Raw genomic sequence first — 22,158 nt, forward strand, 5'->3', positions numbered from 1 at the left:
GCAACAAACCTAAAGATGTTTTTACAGAATTACAATTGGTTGATAAGTGGATGCTTTTTGGAAGAAAATTAAAACAAGAAGGTGAGTTAAATTTGGCTTCTATAGTAAATGCAAACAAACCTATTTTACAAAAAGGCGAAGTTGTGTTTGTGTTACCCAATGGATTAATGGAAGAACAATTTGGAGTTGTTAAGTCAAAATTATTAAACTATTTAAGAGTAGAATTAAATAATTATTCTATTCAGATAAAAACAAAAGTAGTTCAGTCAGAAAAGAAAAAGTATATATATACTCCTCAAGAAAAATTTAAAAAATTGATAGAATCAAATCCTAACGTACTGTTGCTTAAAAACAAGTTTGGATTGAATATATAGGTTTAACTAAATCATTAAGAATATCAAGCAGTTTAAAAAAATATTGGTTGGAGCGGCCTTTTCTCCTAGTTTAAAAGCAAATTTAATAGAGGCTTGTAGGTATGCTAACTACTTTAAATCAAAATTGTATGTGGTGCATATAGGTGAAGAAACCTTGCAAAAAAAACAACAATTTCAAGATATTGTAAAAGATTTTGGTTTTACAGGCAAAGTGTTCTATATTTTTAAAAAAGGAAATCCTAAAAAAGTGTTGCCTAAAATATGTGAAGAAAATCAAATTGATTTATTGATTTTAGGAGCTGTAAAAAGAGAGCAGCTATTAAAACATTATTTAGGATCTGTGGCTAGAAAATTAACCAAAAAAGTAAAATGTTCTGTTTTGCTTTTAATGATTCAGTCTCAAAAAGAATTGCATAAAAAACATATTGTAGTAAATGGATTGGAATCAAACGAATCTGATACAACCATTGCAACAGCGTTTTATGTAGCTCACAGTTTACAATCTAAAAAAGTAACCATTGTAGAAGAAATCAACAATACTCAAGTAAAGGTAGATGATGATAAATCTTTGAGAAGAGCAGCAATTAATCACGAAAGAAAAACACATCAAGAAAATTTAAGAATCAAAAAAATTATAAATGTAATTCCTAAAGAGTTTAAACAATCTGTAGAAATTAAAATGCAAGGAATTTTTGGAAAAAGTGGTTATGCAATAGGACACTATGCGCGTGTTGTAAGGTCAGAATTATTAATTATGCACACTCCAATACATTTGAGTTTTACCAAAAGAATAATGGCAAACGATATGAATTTTATTTTATCTGAATTGCCTACAGATGTTTTAATCATAAAATAAAATATGCCACAACCCAAAGAATCAAATCAGTTTTTAACTACACTACCTCAAAATATTTTTTCAGGATTTGTAGTTTCTTTAATAGCACTGCCTTTAGGTTTAGGTTTGGCTTTAGCATCTGAAGCACCACCAATTTCAGGAATTATTGCAGCTGTGGTTGGAGGAGTAATAGTATCTATTTTTGGAGGTTCTAATGTAACTATTACAGGACCAGGAAATGGTTTGGTAGTTGTATTGCTAACGGCCATTACAACACTAGGACAAGGAAATTTAGAATTAGGATTTGCTTATACATTAGCTGCCATTGTGTTGTCTGGAGCTATTATGACTGTGTTGGGTTTTTTAAGATTGGGAATTTTAAGTGATTTTTTTCCTTCCACAGCTATTCAGGGAATGTTGGCAGCTATTGGTATTGGGATTTTTGCAAAGCAATTTCATGTAATGCTAGGGAATTCTAATGAAGATGGAGGCTTGGTGGAGTTGTTGATAGAAATACCTAAAACAATTCAAACATTTGTAAACACCGAAAATCACAATTTCTTTTATGCAGGAATTGTAGGAATTGTTAGTTTGTGTATCATGATTTTTCATGAGAAAATCAGAAACAAATATTTTCAACTAATTCCAGCCCCTATGTGGATTGTTTTTTTTGCTGTTGGAATGAGTTATTTTTATCAATTGGTATTAAAACAAGCACATCCAATAGACAAAGAATGGTTAATAAACATTCCAGACAATGTACTTACAAGCTTAATGTTTCCTAATTTCGGCAAATTATTTACGGCAGAATTTATAACAGCAGTAGTATCTATTACATTAATAGCAAGCATAGAATCTTTATTAAGCATTAAGGCAGTAGACCAGCTAGATCCTTTAAAAAGAAGATCCAATGTAAATAAAGATTTAAAAGCACTAGGTTTGGCAACAATCATTAGTGGTTTTTTAGGAGGTTTAAATGTGGTAACCGTAATTGCTCGTAGTTCTGTAAATGTAAATAACAAAGCAACTAACAGGGCAGCAAATTTATTTCATGCTCTTTTTTTACTAGCGTTCTTACTATTGTTTCAAACCCAATTAAAAATGATTCCTTTGTCTGCATTGGCAGCAATATTGGTATACACGGGTTATAAATTGGCTGCTCCTAAAAATATAGTAGCCGTTTCTAAAGTAGGAGGTGAACAATTGGCCATTTTTTTTATAACCTTAATTACCACTATTTTTACGAGCTTAATTATAGGAATAGTAGTAGGAATCTTGGCTACTTTTTTAGTACATGTTATCGTAAATAAAGAAATTATAATGTTTGTAAGAAATGCATTAAAACCTAATGTATTAATGTTTAAAGAAACAGATGGCAGTTATTACATAAGTGTTAAAAATTTTAGCTCTTTTATTAATTTTTTTAGATTAAAGAATAAATTGAATTTAATACCCGAGCATGAAAATGTTGTGTTAGACTTTTCAAGATGTAGATTTGTAGACAATACCGTCATGGAAAACATTCAAACCTATGTAGAAAAATTCGAAAACAAACAAGGAAGCTTAGAAGTTACAGGCTTAGATATGCATGGTGCTGGTAGTTTACATCCGTTTGCTCCAAGAAATATAAAAAAAGCTCCACAAAAAGAAGGAAAAATAGCTTTAACCAAAAGGCAAAAAAAATTAGAACAAATAGCAAAAGACTTTGACTGGAAATACGTTCCTTTTGTGTCTAATCCAATAGAGTTGTTAGCAGATTTTACATTCTTTAAAACAAGAAGAATTCAAAGAACAAAAAACTTATTAGTAAAAGGCAATGATAAATTATTCGATGTTGTGTTTACAGAAGGAGCTTTTATAGCACATCAGTTAATACGTTCAACCGTATTTCATGTAAAGGTAGATGCTCCAATACCTAACTTTACATTAGATAAGGAAGGTTTGTTTGAATATGTAAAACAGTTTACAAACTTTTCAGATATAGAAATTCCCAATCATCCAGATTTTAATAAAAGATTTTACTTGTCTGGAAGTCATAAAGAACAAGTATTAGATTTCTTTACAAATGAAATCATATTATTTTTAGAAAGTAATATGTACTATCATATAGAATCTAATCAAAACGGTTTGTTAATTTTTAAAAAAGAAAGATTAGCAAGTGTAAAAGAAATAAAAGCAATGATAGATTTTGGATTGCGATTTGAAAAATTAATTAAAGAAACAGCATATGTTAGGGCTTAAATTACCAACAGACCCAAGATGGGTAAATATAGCAGAAAAAAATATTGATGAAATTTTAATAGATCATGCACACTGTGAACAAAAAGCAGCTTCTACAGCAATTTCATTAATTGTAAGTTTTCCAGAATATACAGAATTAGTGCAAGAAATGATTGCATTGGTAAAAGAAGAAATGAGTCATTTTAAATTAGTGCACGACAAACTAATTGCTAAAGGAGTTGTTTTAGGTAGAGATAGAAAAGATGAGTACGTTGCAGATTTAATTACTTTTTTCCCAAAAGGAGGAAGCAGAACAACACAACTTGTACATAGACTTTTGTATGCTGCTTTAATAGAAGCACGTAGTTGTGAACGTTTTCGTTTGTTGTCAGAAAATTTAAAAGACCAAGAATTGGCTAAGTTTTATAGAGATTTAATGGTTTCAGAAGCTAATCACTATACTTTGTTTTTAAACTTTGCTAGACAATACGGAGATAGAGTAGAGGTAGATAACAAGTGGCAAGCTTTGTTAGCTTATGAAGCTAAGCTTATGGAGAATCTAGGGAATAAAGAATCCATACACGGATAAGAACTATGTATAGTAAAGAAGAAGCTGCAAAAATTAGAAAAGAATTTTGGGTTAGTTACGGAAAATCATTTCCAAGAAAATGGGTGTTATACAATACCAGAATTAAAGACTTCGGATTTAAATTTGTAGCAGACAGAAAAAAAGCAATGGTGGTTTTAGATATAGAATCCACAGACAGCATTCAAAGAGAGTTACTTTATGACCAAATGGTGTCTCTTAAAAAAATTATAGAAACCGAATATCTCTCAGAGGTTATTTTTGATAAAGATTACTATTTAGAAAACGGAAAACTAATTAGTAGAATTTATGTAAACCACAATCAAAAGTTTAGTATCAATAATAAAGACACATGGTCTAGTTGTTATACGTTTTTTAATAAAACCATGCATCAGTTCGAATTGTTTTGGTACGAATATCAAGATTATATAGAACAAGCTGTTGTAAAATAAGTTCAAACCAACACTATAATTGTATTGTATCAGCATTTTAAACCTTTATATAGTGTTGAAAGCAGTATAGTTAAACAAGTTTTTTTGATTTATTGTGTCGTTACCTTTCAGGTCGGGCTATCACTACTCGCTTTTTTTGGTTTTAAATAAGAGTAATAAAGATTGTTTATGGGTAACTGCAGCTAAAACTTTTCATATTTCAACAATTCAAAAAAGAGCTCAAACAAGTCGTTCTATCCCTAACGCGTATATATAGTATAGAATCAGCAAAAGAATAATTAAAAAAAGAAAGCGTTAAGTTTAGTGTATAAAGTACGAGTAATAAGGGTTTTAGGTATTTTAGAAAAAAATAAATAAAAAAAGGTTAAAAAAGATTAGGAAAAAAGCAAAAAAGGTGCGTATCTTTGCAGCCGCAACAGCGACTAGGTAACTAGTTCAAAGTTGAAGTTCATATAAGGTTTTAAGGGTTTTTAGAAGGAGTTTTAACAAGCTTCACGATAGAAGAAAAAAGATTTAAAAATATTTTAAATTTTATTTGTTTTAGAAAGAAAAAAGTTCTTATATTTGCATCCGCTTAGCGAAGCAGCTAAGTTGCTAACTTCTAAGGGAGTTAGTTGTATGAAGAGTCTGAAAAGACGTAAGTTCATTGATACTATTGAAAATTGACAGCGTAAAATTAAAGAGTAAATTACATGCTGATATTTGGGGTTAGTTTTTCAGATATTGAGTATGAAGATTTTTTTGAGCATCATCATAATTTAAGACATAGTAATATGTCAAACAAAATAACGATGAAGAGTTTGATCCTGGCTCAGGATGAACGCTAGCGGCAGGCTTAACACATGCAAGTCGAGGGGTAACAGAGATTGCTTGCAATTTGCTGACGACCGGCGAACGGGTGCGTAACGCGTATAGAACCTACCTTAAACAAGGGGATACCCCATGGAAACGTGGACTAATATCCTATGGTGTTAATAATTCGCATGGATTATTAATTAAAGATTTATCGGTTTAAGATGGCTATGCGTCCTATTAGTTAGTTGGTAAGGTAACGGCTTACCAAGACATCGATAGGTAGGGGTCCTGAGAGGGAGATCCCCCACACTGGTACTGAGACACGGACCAGACTCCTACGGGAGGCAGCAGTGAGGAATATTGGTCAATGGAGGCAACTCTGAACCAGCCATGCCGCGTGAAGGATGACTGCCCTATGGGTTGTAAACTTCTTTTATAGAGGAAGAAACTGTGGTACGTGTACCATACTGACGGTACTCTACGAATAAGGACCGGCTAACTCCGTGCCAGCAGCCGCGGTAATACGGAGGGTCCAAGCGTTATCCGGAATCATTGGGTTTAAAGGGTTCGTAGGCGGGCTAATCAGTCAGAGGTGAAATCCCATCGCTTAACGATGGAACTGCCTTTGATACTGTTAGTCTTGAGTTATATGGAAGTAGATAGAATATGTAGTGTAGCGGTGAAATGCATAGATATTACATAGAATACCGATTGCGAAGGCAGTCTACTACGTATATACTGACGCTGATGAACGAAAGCGTGGGGAGCGAACGGGATTAGATACCCCGGTAGTCCACGCCGTAAACGATGGACACTAGTTGTTGGGCATTAGCTCAGTGACTAAGCGAAAGTGATAAGTGTCCCACCTGGGGAGTACGGTCGCAAGATTGAAACTCAAAGGAATTGACGGGGGCCCGCACAAGCGGTGGAGCATGTGGTTTAATTCGATGATACGCGAGGAACCTTACCAGGGCTTAAATGTAGGATGCATTGTTTAGAGATAGACATTTCTTCGGACTTCTTACAAGGTGCTGCATGGTTGTCGTCAGCTCGTGCCGTGAGGTGTCAGGTTAAGTCCTATAACGAGCGCAACCCCTATTTTTAGTTGCTAACAGGTTAAGCTGAGGACTCTAGAGAGACTGCCGGTGCAAACCGAGAGGAAGGTGGGGATGACGTCAAATCATCACGGCCCTTACGTCCTGGGCTACACACGTGCTACAATGGCAATGACAGAGGGCAGCTACCTGGCGACAGGATGCGAATCTTTAAACATTGTCACAGTTCGGATTGGAGTCTGCAACTCGACTCCATGAAGCTGGAATCGCTAGTAATCGCATATCAGCCATGATGCGGTGAATACGTTCCCGGGCCTTGTACACACCGCCCGTCAAGCCATGGAAGCTGGGGGTGCCTGAAGTCGGTCACCGCAAGGAGCCGCCTAGGGTAAAACTGGTAACTAGGGCTAAGTCGTAACAAGGTAGCCGTACCGGAAGGTGCGGCTGGAACACCTCCTTTCTAGAGAAAAGAGATGTATGTTATGAGAAGTCTATTTACTTTTTAATTAGCTGTTAATTTTTATATATATACACAATCACATATTGAGTCTCGTAGCTCAGCTGGTTAGAGCGCTACACTGATAATGTAGAGGTCGGCAGTTCGAGTCTGCCCGAGACTACAACTATAGTATGTGTTTTTGTGAAACAGGAAATTCTAGAAGCAGAAATAATTACAATTACGAATTAGTAATTACTAATGACTAAAAACTAATTACTAACTACTAGTAATGGGGGATTAGCTCAGCTGGCTAGAGCGCTTGCCTTGCACGCAAGAGGTCATCGGTTCGACTCCGATATTCTCCACGATTCAATTGACAATTAACAGTTGGGAATTAGCAATTAAAAAATTGTTCATTGCACATTGTAAGATTGAAAATTGAAAGAAAGTTCATTGACATATTGATAATAATATTATAAAAATAATATTACTTGAGTAGACATTATCGTTTATCATTTAGATAGACGATTAATAAAAATACAACAATCGCAAGATTGTAAAAATTAAAGACGCAAAAGAGTACAATAAGCTAATTAAGGGTGTATGGCGGATGCCTAGGCTCTCAGAGGCGAAGAAGGACGTGATAAGCTGCGATAAGCTACGGGGATTTGCACATAAGAGTTATATCCGTAGATTTCCGAATGGGGCAACCCACTATGTTGAAGGCATAGTATTCGAAAGAAGGCAAACCCGGTGAACTGAAACATCTAAGTAACCGGAGGAAGAGAAAATAAAAATGATTTCGTTAGTAGTGGCGAGCGAACGCGAAAGAGCCCAAACCGATTTTGTTACGGCAAGATCGGGGTTGTAGGACTGAAACATCAAGAAACAATCGAATTAGAATAACCTGGAAAGGTTAACCAAAGAGGGTGATAGTCCCGTATAAGTAAGAGAAGTAATTGTATCAGATTCCTGAGTAGGGCGGGGCACGAGGAACCCTGTCTGAATCTGCCGGGACCATCCGGTAAGGCTAAATACTCCTGAGAGACCGATAGTGAACTAGTACCGTGAGGGAAAGGTGAAAAGAACCCTAAGTAAGGGAGTGAAACAGATCCTGAAACCGTACACCTACAAGCGGTCGGAGCCCACAAGCTGGGTGACGGCGTGCCTTTTGCATAATGAGCCTACGAGTTACTTTATCTAGCAAGGTTAAGGATTTAAGATCCGGAGCCGTAGCGAAAGCGAGTCTTAATAGGGCGTTTTAGTTAGGTTGAGTAGACGCGAAACCTGGTGATCTACCCATGGGCAGGTTGAAGCTTTGGTAACACAGAGTGGAGGACCGAACCCGTTGACGTTGAAAAGTCTTGGGATGACCTGTGGGTAGGGGTGAAAGGCCAATCAAACCAGGAAATAGCTCGTACTCCCCGAAATGCATTTAGGTGCAGCGTTGTATTAGTTATATAGAGGTAGAGCTACTGATTGGATGCGGGGGCTTCATCGCCTACCAATTCCTGACAAACTCCGAATGCTATATAATGATTTACAGCAGTGAGGGCATGGGTGCTAAGGTCCATGTCCGAGAGGGAAAGAACCCAGACCATCAGCTAAGGTCCCCAAATATATGTTAAGTTGAATAAACGAGGTTTGTTTGCCCAGACAGCTAGGATGTTGGCTTGGAAGCAGCCATTCATTTAAAGAGTGCGTAACAGCTCACTAGTCGAGCGAACGAGCATGGATAATAATCGGGCATAAACATATTACCGAAGCTATGGACTTTATAAGTGGTAGGGGAGCATTCTATTTGTGCTGAAGGTGTTCTGTAAGGGATGCTGGAACGGATAGAAAAGAAAATGTAGGCATAAGTAACGATAAGGCGGGTGAGAAACCCGCCCTCCGAAAGACTAAGGTTTCCTCAGCGATGCTAATCAGCTGAGGGTTAGTCAGGGCCTAAGGCGAACCCGAAAGGGGTAGTCGATGGACAACAGGTTAATATTCCTGTACACGCACCCATTAAAAGTGACGGATTTCCCAGATTTACTCGTACTGACGGAATAGTACGGAGAGCTTAGCCTTCGGGCGAAGCGAGTAAAAGTAAGAAGTTCCAAGAAAAGCGAGGGCTGCGTCCTGTACCGTAAACCGACACAGGTAGTTGGGATGAGTATTCTAAGGAGCTCGAGTGATTCATGGCTAAGGAACTAGGCAAAATAGACCCGTAACTTCGGGAGAAGGGTCGCCCTGAATAAATTCAGGGCCGCAGTGAAAAGGTCCAGGCGACTGTTTATCAAAAACACAGGGCTCTGCTAAAACGAAAGTTGATGTATAGGGCCTGACACCTGCCCGGTGCTGGAAGGTTAAGTGGAGGGTTTAGCTTTTAGCGAAGATCTGAAATGAAGCCCCAGTAAACGGCGGCCGTAACTATAACGGTCCTAAGGTAGCGAAATTCCTTGTCGGGTAAGTTCCGACCTGCACGAATGGTGCAACGATCTGGACACTGTCTCAGCCATGAGCTCGGTGAAATTGTAGTATCGGTGAAGATGCCGATTACCCGCTACGGGACGAAAAGACCCCGTGAACCTTTACTATAGCTTAGTATTGTGTTTGGATAAGTAATGTGTAGGATAGGTGGGAGACTTTGAAGCGGCATCGCTAGGTGTTGTGGAGTCATTGTTGAAATACCACCCTTTGCTTATCTAGATTCTAACCCAGCGATGGGGACAGTGCTTGGTGGGTAGTTTGACTGGGGTGGTCGCCTCCAAAAGAGTAACGGAGGCTTCTAAAGGTACCCTCAGTACGCTTGGTAACCGTACGTAGAGTGCAATGGCATAAGGGTGCTTGACTGCGAGACCTACAAGTCGATCAGGTTGGAAACAAGAGCATAGTGATCCGGTGGTTCCGCATGGAAGGGCCATCGCTCAAAGGATAAAAGGTACTCCGGGGATAACAGGCTGATCTCCCCCAAGAGCTCACATCGACGGGGGGGTTTGGCACCTCGATGTCGGCTCGTCACATCCTGGGGCTGGAGAAGGTCCCAAGGGTTGGGCTGTTCGCCCATTAAAGTGGCACGCGAGCTGGGTTCAGAACGTCGTGAGACAGTTCGGTCTCTATCTGTAGCGGGCGTTAGAAATTTGCGTGGATTTGACTCTAGTACGAGAGGACCGAGTTGAACTAACCTCTGGTGTATCAGTTGTTCCGCCAGGAGCATTGCTGAGTAGCTACGTTGGGAAGGGATAAGCGCTGAAAGCATATAAGCGCGAAACCCACCACAAGATGAGATTTCTTTAAAGGGTGGTTGTAGATCACGACCTTGATAGGATACAGGTGTAAAGGCAGTAATGTCATAGCCGAGTATTACTAATAACCCATAGGCTTATGTACTTGCGGGCTTTAATAACGTATACAATCGAGTAATAAAAAAAGTATAATATTGGTATCAATATGTTAACACATAATCAATTTACAATTGGCAATGTACAATTATGAAAAAAAATCGTAATTATTAATTGACTAGTTTGTAATTGAATAATCTTAAGGTGATTATTGCAATAGGGCTCACCTCTTCCCATTCCGAACAGAGCAGTTAAGCCTATTAGCGCAGATGGTACTATCGTTAGATGGGAGAGTATGTCATCGCCTTTTTTTGAATCCCGATTCTTTATTAGAATCGGGATTTTTTGTTTTACAGAACCTTCATTAACATTGTAGTGATGGCTTTTGGGGTATAGAATTTGCTGATTACTAGTTTTTTAAAATATTTCCTCTAGGTTTATCTGCTTTTTTTAAAACAATATCTGAATGTAAAAATTGAGCTGCTTTTGCAGAATCTGTTACTTTAACAGCACTACGTTTTAACATTTCAGATTCAAATTTGGTTAATACAATTTTTCTTAAGCCAATTTTTTTCCACTCAGAATTGGGTCTGCATTCTTTTTTTATAGCTTTTGCTAAAGACAGAGCATCTAACAAAGCTTGGTTTGCACCTTGTCCCTTAAACGGACTCATAGGGTGTGCAGCATCTCCAATAAGTGTTGCTTGTCCACAAGTTTCTAGAATTTGAGGGGGTAACAATTCTCTATCATACACAGGATAACCTGATATTTTAGATTCAGGTGTAGCTGCAATAATTTCTGGAATAGGAGAGTGCCAATTTGTTTTGACACTAGCTTCTTTTTTTAAAGCAGAGGAACCTAATTGACTTAATTTTTGAGCTTCTTTTTCTGGCATAGGAAAACTAAGTTGCCACATAATGGTATCTGTATCAAAAGGCATCATGTATATTCTTTCAGTTCCATTGGCTGTTTGAAATACAGTTTTGGAATCTAACAAATCGCTATTTATATTTTGGAGTTTTTTTAACGGGCAAATTCCTAAAATCACCATACAATCTAAATAACGTAAAGGAAATAAATTGTTACCAATTAAATGTTTTCTTACAGTACTTCTAATTCCATCTGCTCCTACAATTAGGTTGGCGGTACTTTTGGTTAATTTTCCGTTGACTAAAAACTCTAGCTCAATATTGTTATTATCTATTGATTTAAATTGAGTTAGTTGATGTCCCCATTTTATTACTGCATCATTATCTTTTAATTGTTCTAATAAAGCCAAACGTAAAGATTGACGAGCAATGTGTATATTGGAGCGTTTAGGTATTGAATTGATGTTAGAAGAAATCCACTTTCTAGTTCCCCACTCACCTAAGATTGTTCCATTTGTATTGTGAACCAAATGTCTGGTAGAAACAATTCCTTTTTCTAAGGTAATAATACCAAATCCTTCTATAGCCTTGCTAGCTTGTTGTAGTGTTAAACCATAGCCTTGAGACCTTGTGTTAAAATTGTCATCACGTTCGTAAAGTGTAAAAGGAATTCCTCTGTGTAAGCAAGCAACAGCTAAAGCAACACCACCTATACCACCACCAATAATTGCAATTTTGGGAGCATTTTCTAAATCTATTATGGGAGGGTTTGTAGAAGGGTTTAATCCTGATCCTGAACATTCTGAACAAGAATATTGATGTCCTTTAGGAGGTGATGGAGCATTTTTATGATTAGGGTTTTGATGATATTCTTTTAAAGCAATTTTATAGTGAAGCTTTACTTTTTTACTAACACCTCTACTTTTAGTTCCTTCTCCTTTGCATGTTTTACATGTAGTCCAAAAAAGTTGCTCCTGTTCCAATAGTTTTATTTAAATAAATGTTTGAGTAATGGGGTGGGATAAAAGTAATCAATTTTATGGAGTTTCTAGTTTAGAAATTATAGTATGGTTTTTGGAAACTTGAAAATTTGATAAGTCTGATGTTGCTTTAAGTTAAAATAGGACTTGTTTTCTAAGGTAGAAAATCAGAATTTAATATGTTCGTTAAAACATATATTTTATAATAAAAACATCATATGAAAGTTACTTCTAGATTCCATAATTTGAATCAATTTTTAAAAATTATTAAGGCATTATTTACTGTGTTCATTGTATTTATGTCTTTTGCATTTACACATCCAGCTGAGAATGCAATATTAGAGAACAAACTAGTAAAGGTTGCTGTTAACAAACAAAATGGAACGTTTACTGTGTTGGAAAAAAAGTCTAATCAATTGTGGAAATCGGATCCTTGGGTAAATGCAGCAGGCTTATTAACTGTGAAAAATAAAGGAAAAGCAGAAGATTTAAATATCTCATTAAGCAAGAGTATTACAGTTGCTAAATTAAATGAATATGTCATTGCAATTACTTTTACAAATCCAGTATTTGAAAATGGAAAAGTAGCCTCAGGAATTGAGATTAAAACAGAATTAAGTTTAGAAACAAAAGAAGCAAAACTTCATGTAAAAGTAGTGTCCGTTAAAAGTGCAGGATATAATGTTACAGAATTAAGGTATCCTTCTAGAGCTTTTAGTTTAGAAACAGATGTAGATAAAGGAGCGGCGGTAATACCTCAAAAGCAAGGACTTATTTGCCCATCTTATATTTTTCCTATGAATGGAGGTTCTTTTTGTATGTGGGACGATGCTACATATTACGCCAAAACAAGCGGTAAGTTACCTTTGTATGATAATGGAGCAGGATTGACTATGCCTTGGTGGGGAACGCACAACCAAAAATCTGCAGTTGTTGGAATTGTTCATAAATCAGCAATGCCAAAAATGTTTTTTAATATTAATAACAATGGACAATACTTGTTTAATAGTGTTGGTAAAATGTCTCCTTACAAAAGAATTGAGTTTTTAGACCCTGTTTGGAATTTGAATAGAAAGAATGAAACAAAAATGATAACTTATGAGTTTATTCCGAACGGAACGCATGTAGATATGGCAAAGGCTTATAGGAAAGAAGCAATTAAAGATGGTTATTTTGTGTCCTTAAAAGAAAAAGCAAAAAGAGACCCAGATGTAAATAAATTAAAAGGAGCTATTTATATGGGAGTTTATGGTGGATATCCCCACTATGTAGAAATGCCTGGAATGGCTTTTACTTTTAAAGAATTAAGCAATATTATTAAAACTACACATAATGAGTTAGGTGTAGACAATGCATTTTTTCATGCATGGGGAGTTTTTTCTAATTTTGTTCCTAATTGTTGGCCTATAAATGAGAATTTAGGAGGTGTTTCTGGTTTGAAAGAAGCTGTAGACTTAACTAAAAAGTACGGATATCTATATTCTTCTTACCACGCCTATTCTGCTACTTTAGAAAATGATCCAGAGTTTGATACCGATTTATTTGCAGTAAAAAACGGAAAGCTAGTAAACACAGGAAGTAGGTGGGCAAATATAGATCCTGATAAACAATTAGGTTTGGCAAAAAAGAGTTTGCATAAAGAAATTGCTGCTTTGGATTTAGAAGCAGATATTACAGATATTTCTTTTGCAAGATTGTCTGATGTAGAAGAGGAAAATGTTGGATTGTACAACTTGGCAAAATACATTGATTCGTTAAACTTGGTTAATGGAACAGAGCACGGACAACAACAATTTATTCCTTATTTTGATATGTTTGAGGGATTGACTTATTTACCTACTGGAGGAAATTTAGCACAATTTTCTCATAGAGCACCATTATTTAATTTAGTTTACCACGATGCTATTGCTGTTTTTGGTAAAATTCAAGATCCAGATAATCAGATTTCTATTAATGGAGATTTTAGAGTAAAGTCTTTAAGAAATATGTTGTACGGATTGGGTAGTACTATTTTCTTTTCTCCTTATGAGTTTGATGGAATGAAAGAAATGATAAAAATAGCTAATGAAGTAGTAAGCCCTGTAAACAAAGAAACATTTTTTGCAGAGTTGACTAGCCATACATATTTAAGTGATGATTTTAAGTTACAAAAATCTACGTTTGCATCGGGTACTGAAGTAATTGTAAATATGGGGCCAGTGGCACAAAAAACAAAAGAAGGATTAAACATTCCTGCTTTTGGTTGGTATGTAACTTTAGCCAATGGGAAAATACACAAAGGAAGCTTTAGAATTTCTACAAAGTAGGGAATTTTAACTAATTGTGACGTCCTAAAAAACCGTTACAGTTTTATAAAAGATTAAATTTATTAAATATCATCACAAATCATGATTTGTGATGATATTTTCTTTTTATAGGACTTTATCCTTATTGTGTCCTGTTTATGCATTTGTTCAGGAGTCTTCATCAAACAGGACAAATGAGGTCTTTGAGTATTGTATATTTTGATAGCTTCTTTTACGACCTTTGACATTAAGCTAATATTTAGTTTTGAAATATTGATCAGGAACTCTTGTTTTAAAATACCATTCACTCTTTCTGCTATTGCATTTTGATAAGGGTCATAGGACTCAGTCATACTACATTTGATTTTTGCTTTCTTAAGTATTTCTTGATATCTATTGCTGCAATATTGCAGCCCTCTATCGGAATGATGAATTAATTGATTTTTGGGGTATACTCTATTTTTGATAGCCTTTTTCAATGCTTTAATACTAGCATTTACTTCAAGGGTATTATCTAGAGAATAGCCCATAATCTTCTTGGAATAAGCATCGGTTGTTAGTGATAAATACATCGGATTTTGTCTATTCCCCACATAAGTAATATCAGATACCCATACCTGCTCTGGTCTTGTAATACTCAGATGCTCAATCAAATTCTTGTGCTTTCTAAATCGATGATGAGAGTTAGTGGTTATATGATAACTTCGTTTGGGTTTGATTAATAGATGATTTGCTTTGAGAATCTTAAACAACCTATCTCTACCCACTCCTAATTCCCGTAAAGGCTGTTGTAAAATATGATACAATTTCCTTGTACCAATACGAGGTTGATTCCCACGAATAGAAACAACTAAATCAACCACTTGTTGAGCTATTTCTTTCTTTTTTTTCTTTGAATGTACCGCTCTATAATATACCTGTCTGCTCAACCCAAGTAACTCACAGGTAGCAGAGATACTTTGCTGATAATCTATTCTAAACATATCGATTACTTGGGTTTGGAGTTTTTTCTGATAGGAATATTATACTCCTTTTCAGCCAGATCAATCATCATATCAAATAAGATAGATTTCTTATCGGATTGCTCTAATTGTTTTTCTAAATGTGCCTTTTGTTTTTTTAATAATCGAACCTTTTGTTCAAGTTCCATTAATTTTTGTTCGGAAGTCTTGGGCATATTGGAAGGTGTTTGATTTTCCCAATCAAAGTTACCATATTTTCGTAACCAACTTACAACAGTACTTCTTGCCTGGATACCATATTTACGTTGAGCAGCGGTTGTGGAAAGTTCACCACGCTCAATCTCTAATACTACTTGAAGTTTAAAGGACATAGTGTAGTCCTTTTGAGTACGCTTTACATAATTTTTATTCATTGCTAAAAAATTAGTGTAACGCTATTTCAGGACGGGACAAATAATAAATAAAAAAGAGCTTTGTGAGTATTTACAAAGCTCTTTTTCGTAAATGTTTTTTTTTCAAAGAGCAAATAGGTCATCGAGCGGAGTCGAGATGTGGAATGCTGAATGGTGTTTTAATTACATTAAAGTTGTTAGGTTCTCGATTTTACTTTAATATTTACCTAGTACAGGCTGCTTAAACACCATTTGAATAGTGTTCTAAAACCAAGTTTTTTACAATGATTACTTTTGATTTTTTGCTATTGTTTGATTATAGTAAGGCTTAGAAAATTTGAATTCTATATTCTTACTTTAACACCTTTTTGTTTTCCATTTTAAACTAGTCAACATAGGTCATCGAGCGAAGTCGAGATGTGGAATGCTGAATGGTATTTAATTACATTAAAGTTGTTAGGTTCTCGATTTTACTTTAATATTTACCTAGTACAGACTGCTTAAACAATATTTGAATAGTGTTTTAAAACCAAGTATCCTTTTATAGTTAGAGATTGGTGTTAACAAATTCAGTTTCATTTAAGTTATGCGCTATATATGAGTTGTAATTCATTCGGAATAATATGCAATTATACCTACTAAAGGTACTCACTTATATTAGAAACCAATAAAATTGTTTTGAACAGATTTAACAATACTGTTAATAAAATTTTTCTCGCATTAGTGATTGAACGGCTTGTATAAGCTCTTCTTTTGGTTCTCGATTCCGCTTGAACATCCAAAAGAAAGCGAGTAGTGAAAGCACGACCCGAGTGTAGGGAAGGGGAATGCCCTAAGTAGATAAAAAGATATTACATCTCGACTCCGCTCGATGACCCATACATAAAGAAAGCAAAAAAAAAGGATGATTACTTAATTGGTATGGACAGCCCCCCAAAAAGTTGGACAGTTAAAAAATTAATTATTGATATGAGCTCGATATTTTATCGGGCTCATTCCATTTAAAGCTAATGATATTCTATCATTATTATAATAGCAAATATATTCATTAATTTCCTTTTCTAATTGCTCAATCGAGTTCCATTGTTTTAGATAAAACAGCTCAGATTTTAAAGTTCCAAAGAAATTTTCAATAATAGCATTATCTAAACAATTCCCTTTTCTAGACATACTTTGAATCATCTTGTTCTTTTTTAAGATATTCTGATATTTTTCCATTTGATATTGCCATCCTTGATCCGAATGTAATAACACATTTGCTGCTTTATACTTTTTAAAAGCTTTCCCCAGCATTTGAGTTATTTGTCTAAAATTAGGACTCCTAGAAATTTGATAACTAATGATTTCTCTACTACATAAATCAATAATTGGAGACAAATAAAGTTTTTGACCTTTAACTTTAAACTCTGTAATATCTGTAGCCCATTTTTGATTGGTTTTAGAAGCCTTAAAATTCCGTTTAAGTATATTGGGAGCTATTTTACCTTGACCTCCTCTGTAAGAACGATACTTTTTAACTCTAATCAAAGATTTTAACCCTATGGACTTCATTAGTCTTAATACTGTTTTATGATTGATGATAATCCCTCTGTTGTTTAGTACTAAAGTGATTCTTCTATAACCATACCTACCTTTGTGTTGATGGTAGATTTGAGTAATAAACCTTTTTATAAATTCATATTTATCAGGCTCTTTACTTTTTTGTAAATGATAATAAAAACTACTTCTAGCCATCTTTGCATGATGTAACAATACCGACAAATCATGCTTATGCCTTAACTCATTTATGACTATTGCTTTTTCTCTCTGGCTTGAGCTAAGGCTTGTAACTTTTTTAGCAAATCAAGTTCTGCTTTTAAAGATTGATTCTCTTTTAAAAGCTTTTCTTCTCTAGTTAATGGTATAGATTTATTTTTTCTAGACTTGGATTTCATTCCGATAGGTCTTCCTTTAGGTTGATTTTTAAGACCTTTCAAACCTAAGGATTTATATCTTCTTTGCCAATTAATAATACTAGCACCACTTCCAATATCAAATAGAATACATGCTTGCTCTAACGAAAGATGTTCTTTTTCTATTCGTTGTAAAATATCAAGTTTAAATGATGATGTATATTGTTTATTTATCTTTGGTAACAAACCTTGAACTCCTTTGTGTTCATATTGCCTACACCAAAGAGAAAGAAGAGAACTATCAAAACCTAGCTCTTTACTCAAACTAGTTATAGAGTGTTCTCCTTTAAGAACCAACCTTACACATTCTTGTTTAAAGTCTAATGTGTATTTTACTTTTCTAGACATAAAAATACCCCCAAATTGTGTCTAACATTTTGGGGCACTCTAGTAATCATCCTTTTTTATAAAGTTTATTTGTTTTTTGTTGATTGGTTAAGTCGACTATAATATAATACGAACGAACAAATCAACAATCAAATATTAAAGTTCTAATGCTTTTTTAGGATTGTTGTTCATTAACAATTCAATTGGGTTTTCTATAGCTTCTTTAATAGCTACTAAGAAACCAACAGATTCACGACCATCTACAATTCTGTGATCATAAGATAAGGCAACATACATAATTGGTTGAATAACCACTTGACCGTTTACAGCCATTGGACGTTCTACAATGTTGTGCATACCTAAAATAGCAGATTGAGGTGGGTTGATGATTGGTGTAGATAACATAGATCCAAATACACCCCCGTTAGTGATTGTAAAAGTACCACCTGTCATTTCATCTACAGTAATTTGTCCATCACGAGCTCTTAAAGCCAAACGCTTTACTTCTGCCTCAACTCCTCTAAAAGATAAGTTTTCTGCATTTCTAATTACAGGAACCATTAATCCTTTTGGACCAGAAACTGCAATAGAAATATCGGCAAATTCATTTTTAATTTGGTAATCACCGTCAATCATAGAATTAACATCAGGATACAATTCTAAAGCTCTAGTTACCGCTAAAGTAAAGAAAGACATAAATCCTAAACCAACTCCGTGTTTTGCTTTAAATTCTTCTTTGTATTGAGCACGTAAATCAAAAACAGGTTGCATATTAACTTCGTTAAACGTAGTTAACATAGCTGTTTCATTTTTAACAGAAACCAAACGTTGTGCTACTTTTCTACGTAACATAGACATTTTTTTCTTTTCAGAAGCACGGCTACCAGTGGTAGAACCCATAGCAGGAACTGCGTTAATGGCATCTTCTTTTGTGACTCTACCATCTTTACCTGTACCTTGTATGGTATTTGGTTGAATTCCTTTTTCGTCTAATATTTTTTTAGCAGCTGGCGATGCAGTTCCAGAAGCATATGTTTTTTCATCGTTTGATGGTGCATCTGCTTTTGGATTTTCTGGCTCAGCCTTTTGCTCTTTTTGTTGTGGAGCTTCTTCTTTTTTCTCTGGAGCAGCAGCACCTTCAGGTCTATCTGCATCCATATCAATTAAACATACTACAGCACCTACGGCTACAGCATCACCTTCTTCTGCTTTTAGAGTGATGATTCCACTTTCTTCTGCAGGCAATTCTAAAGTTGCTTTGTCTGAATCTACTTCAGCAATTGGTTGGTCTTTTTCTACATAATCACCATCTTCAACTAACCAAGTTGCGATTTCTACTTCTGTGATCGATTCCCCTGGAGAAGGGACTTTCATTTCTAAAACCATGATAATATTTTATATGTTATTTGTTTATTTAGTGTTCTTTGTTGTGTGTTATGCTTGAAATACTTTGTCTAGTACAGCTTGATGTCTTTTCTTAAATCTGGCACTAGATCCTGCAGCAGGTACAGAGTAAAACTTTAAAGAGGCTACAGATAATGGAACCAATTCAAAACGTTGTAACATGTAAGACCATGCTCCCATATTTTCTGGTTCTTCTTGTGCCCATACAAATTCAACATTGCTAGGATAAGAATCTATAACAGCTTGTATTTTTTCTTTGTGTAAAGGAAATAACTGCTCTATACGTACCAAAGCAACAGATTCGTTTTCTAATTTTTCTCTTTCTTCTAACATATCGTAGTAGAATTTACCAGAACAGAAAACGACTTTTTTAACGTTTGATTTGTTGATGATTGGGTCATCAATCACTTCTTGGAATCCTCCATCAGCTAATTCTTCAAGAGTATTTACAGCTTTAGGATGACGTAACAAACTTTTAGGTGTAAAAACAATTAGAGGTTTACGGTGGTTACGTTTCATATGACGACGTAACAAATGATACATGTTTGCTGGTTCTGTACAGTTTGCAACGGTCATATTATCATAGTCACATAATTGTAAATATCTTTCAATTCTTGCCGATGAGTGTTCTGATCCTTGACCTTCATAACCATGTGGTAACAACATTACAATACCGTTTTGCAACTTCCATTTGTCTTCGGCTGCACAAATGTATTGATCAAACATAATTTGTGCTCCGTTACCAAAGTCTCCAAACTGTGCTTCCCAAATAGTTAAAGTGTTTGGATGAGCCATAGCATAACCATAGTCAAAACCTAGAACTCCATATTCTGATAATAAAGAGTTGTAAATAGTCATGACTCCTTTGTTATTTTGATTGGTGTTTAATAGGTTGATTCTTTCTTCTGAAAGCTCATCTCTTAAAATAGCATGACGGTGGCTAAATGTACCTCTTTCTACATCTTGTCCAGAAATACGTACATTAAATCCTTCTTCTAACAAAGAACCATAGGCTAATGTTTCTGCCATTCCCCAGTCTAATTTGTTGTCTTCAAAGACCATTTTAGCACGACCTTCTATAATACGTTGTGCTTTACGTACAAACTTAACTCCTTCTGGATTTTGAGATACGACTCTTGTAATATCTTCTAACTTGTTTTTAGGATAGGTGGTGTCTATAGGGGTTAACATTTCTTCCAATCCTTCTCTCACAAAATTCTCCCAAGTTTCTTCCATAAATGGAATTACTCTAGAAGTTTCATCGCTTTTAGCTTGGTTGAATTTATCTTCTAATAAGTTTTTGTATTCGTCTTGTAGAGATTGTGCATACGCAGCATCAATATTTTTTTCAGCAATTAGCTGATCAATATAAATATCTCTTGGGTTTTTATGTTTAGAAATGTTTTTATACAATTGAGGTTGTGTAAACCTTGGCTCATCTCCTTCATTGTGTCCGTATTTACGATATCCTAATAAATCGATGAAAATATCACGTTTAAACTTCATTCTAAATTCTAAGGCTAGTTCTATTGCATGACAAACAGCTTCTACATCATCTGCATTTACGTGTAGTACAGGAGATAGAGTTACTTTGGCAACATCGGTACAATAAGTACTAGAACGAGCATCTAAATAGTTGGTGGTAAATCCTACCTGATTGTTAATAACCAAGTGTAAAGTTCCTCCGGTTTTGTATCCGTTTAGTCTACTCATTTGTATTACCTCATACACTACACCTTGTCCAGCTACGGCAGCATCACCATGAATAATGATAGGTAATATTGCTTCTTCGTTTCCGTTGTAAATGGTGTCTATTTTAGCTCTAGCAACTCCTTGTGCAACAGGTCCTACAGTTTCTAGGTGCGATGGGTTAGGCAATAAGTTCATTTTCATTACCGCCCCATTTTGATAGGTTTTACTACGAGTTAACCCCATGTGGTATTTAACATCCCCATCAATATTTTCTTCATCAAAATCTTTTCCTTCAAATTCAGAAAACAAATCACGAACAGGTTTTTTAAAGATGTTGGTTAAGGTATTTAAACGACCACGATGAGCCATACCTAACACACACTCTTTAACTTTGTATTTTTCTGATGCACTCTTTAAAGCTGTAGCTAAGGCAGGTATTACTGTTTCTCCTCCTTCTACAGAAAAACGTTTTTGACCAACATATTTAGTTTGTAAAAAGTTTTCGAATCCAACTGCTTGGGTTAGTTTTTTTAGGATGTATTTTTTTTGATCTAAATTAAAATCTGCGTGATTTGCATTTTTATTCAATCTGCTTTGCCACCATTTAATTTCTTCTGGTTGACGAATATACATATATTCAATTCCAATAGAATCACAGTAAATTTCTTTTAGTCTATTCACAATGGTTTCTAGTGTAGCAGCACCAATACCAATTATTTCTCCTGCGTTAAATACTGTTTTTAAATCGTCGTTTGACAATCCAAAGTTTTGAATATCTAAAGTAGGTTCATAATGTCTACGTTCTCTAACTGGGTTGGTTTTGGTAAATAAGTGTCCTCTAGTTCTATATCCGTTTATTAGGTCAAGAACTAAAAATTCTTTTTTTACCTCTTGAGGTACTTCAATATTGTTTTCTCCCTCATATGATTCGTTAGCCAAATCATATCCTTGAAAAAAACTTTTCCAACTAGGCTCAACACTATCAGGGTTTATTTGATATTGCTCGTATAAATCGGCAATAAAACCTGTATGAGCAGCATTAAGGAAAGAAAATTTATCCATGTTAATATGTTGTCTTTATTTTTGTTGTTCGTTGTCTAACTAACAAAATTAATTTATTTGTGGTTTTAACGCTATAAGTATTTGTTTTATTCTTTAAAATCATAAAAATTATAACAGATTGATTTTTTTTGTTTTTTTTAGAAAAAACTAT

At 35.0% G+C, this 22,158-nt stretch carries 13 protein-coding genes, 2 tRNA genes and 3 rRNA genes; 11 read left to right on the forward strand and 7 right to left on the reverse strand.

The genetic code is table 11. The features are described from left to right. Positions 1-50: 50 nt before the first annotated feature. The 10 genes from ACY2IJ_RS13080 (at position 51) to rrf (ending at position 10,392) form a co-directional block, all read left to right on the forward strand. On the forward strand, positions 51-374 hold the full coding sequence (locus ACY2IJ_RS13080; protein ID WP_476724773.1) for a hypothetical protein: 324 nt from the start codon (positions 51-53) through the stop codon (positions 372-374). Between the two features lie 43 nt (positions 375-417). Beyond that, positions 418-1,230, forward strand: coding sequence for a universal stress protein (locus ACY2IJ_RS13085; RefSeq protein ID WP_476724774.1), 813 nt, complete (start codon positions 418-420; stop codon positions 1,228-1,230). Positions 1,231-1,233: 3 nt separating this feature from the next. After that, positions 1,234-3,450 carry a SulP family inorganic anion transporter gene (locus ACY2IJ_RS13090; RefSeq protein ID WP_476724775.1) on the forward strand — a complete coding sequence of 739 codons (2,217 nt, stop codon included), beginning with the start codon at positions 1,234-1,236 and terminating at the stop codon, positions 3,448-3,450. Next, on the forward strand, positions 3,437-4,018 hold the full coding sequence (locus tag ACY2IJ_RS13095; RefSeq protein WP_476724776.1) for a MiaE family protein: 582 nt from the start codon (positions 3,437-3,439) through the stop codon (positions 4,016-4,018). Before ACY2IJ_RS13090 ends, ACY2IJ_RS13095 begins: the two co-directional genes overlap by 14 nt. A 5-nt stretch (positions 4,019-4,023) precedes the next feature. Next, positions 4,024-4,467, forward strand: coding sequence for a DUF4268 domain-containing protein (locus tag ACY2IJ_RS13100; protein WP_476724777.1), 444 nt, complete (start codon positions 4,024-4,026; stop codon positions 4,465-4,467). 788 nt (positions 4,468-5,255) lie between these two features. After that, positions 5,256-6,777 (forward strand): 16S ribosomal RNA (locus tag ACY2IJ_RS13105). A gap of 86 nt (positions 6,778-6,863) precedes the next feature. Then, positions 6,864-6,937: transfer RNA gene (locus ACY2IJ_RS13110), tRNA-Ile, on the forward strand. 110 nt (positions 6,938-7,047) lie between these two features. Then, a tRNA-Ala gene (locus tag ACY2IJ_RS13115) sits at positions 7,048-7,121 on the forward strand. 217 nt (positions 7,122-7,338) lie between these two features. Then, positions 7,339-10,131, forward strand: a 23S ribosomal RNA gene (locus ACY2IJ_RS13120). A 151-nt stretch (positions 10,132-10,282) separates the two neighbouring features. After that, a 5S ribosomal RNA gene (gene rrf, locus ACY2IJ_RS13125) occupies positions 10,283-10,392 on the forward strand. The 16S, 23S and 5S rRNA genes sit together here with 2 tRNA genes alongside, the layout of an rRNA operon. Before the next feature lie 99 nt (positions 10,393-10,491). Here rrf and ACY2IJ_RS13130 read toward each other — a convergent pair. Then, entirely contained in the window at positions 10,492-11,943 is a 1,452-nt protein-coding gene (locus ACY2IJ_RS13130; protein WP_476726565.1) for an FAD-dependent oxidoreductase, read from the reverse strand. Positions 11,944-12,149: 206 nt separating this feature from the next. Here ACY2IJ_RS13130 and ACY2IJ_RS13135 point away from each other — a divergent pair, with 206 nt between their 5' ends. Then, on the forward strand, positions 12,150-14,237 hold the full coding sequence (locus ACY2IJ_RS13135) for a hypothetical protein (RefSeq protein ID WP_476724778.1): 2,088 nt from the start codon (positions 12,150-12,152) through the stop codon (positions 14,235-14,237). A gap of 62 nt (positions 14,238-14,299) precedes the next feature. On the opposite strand, the gene ACY2IJ_RS13140 is transcribed toward ACY2IJ_RS13135, so the two are convergent. From ACY2IJ_RS13140 to ACY2IJ_RS13165, 6 genes are all read right to left on the reverse strand, one after another. Further along, entirely contained in the window at positions 14,300-15,199 is a 900-nt protein-coding gene (locus tag ACY2IJ_RS13140; protein ID WP_476724779.1) for an IS3 family transposase, read from the reverse strand. Positions 15,200-15,204: 5 nt separating this feature from the next. After that, the gene (locus tag ACY2IJ_RS13145; protein WP_476724780.1) at positions 15,205-15,591 is read right to left on the reverse strand and encodes a transposase; all 387 of its coding nucleotides are present in this window, start codon (positions 15,589-15,591) and stop codon (positions 15,205-15,207) included. A 936-nt stretch (positions 15,592-16,527) separates the two neighbouring features. Beyond that, entirely contained in the window at positions 16,528-17,364 is an 837-nt protein-coding gene (locus ACY2IJ_RS13150) for an IS3 family transposase (RefSeq protein WP_476726566.1), read from the reverse strand. Further along, a complete protein-coding gene (locus ACY2IJ_RS13155) occupies positions 17,361-17,870 on the reverse strand; it encodes a transposase (RefSeq protein WP_476724781.1) in 510 nt (169 codons plus the stop codon). Before ACY2IJ_RS13155 ends, ACY2IJ_RS13150 begins: the two co-directional genes overlap by 4 nt. 135 nt (positions 17,871-18,005) lie before the next feature. Further along, positions 18,006-19,235, reverse strand: coding sequence for a 2-oxoglutarate dehydrogenase complex dihydrolipoyllysine-residue succinyltransferase (odhB, locus tag ACY2IJ_RS13160; protein WP_476724782.1), 1,230 nt, complete (start codon positions 19,233-19,235; stop codon positions 18,006-18,008). Positions 19,236-19,283: 48 nt separating this feature from the next. Continuing rightward, complete coding sequence (locus tag ACY2IJ_RS13165) at positions 19,284-22,007, reverse strand: 2-oxoglutarate dehydrogenase E1 component (RefSeq protein ID WP_476724783.1); 2,724 nt, start codon at positions 22,005-22,007, stop codon at positions 19,284-19,286. Positions 22,008-22,158 lie beyond the last annotated feature (151 nt).

The organism is Wenyingzhuangia gracilariae (genome assembly GCF_056387575.1).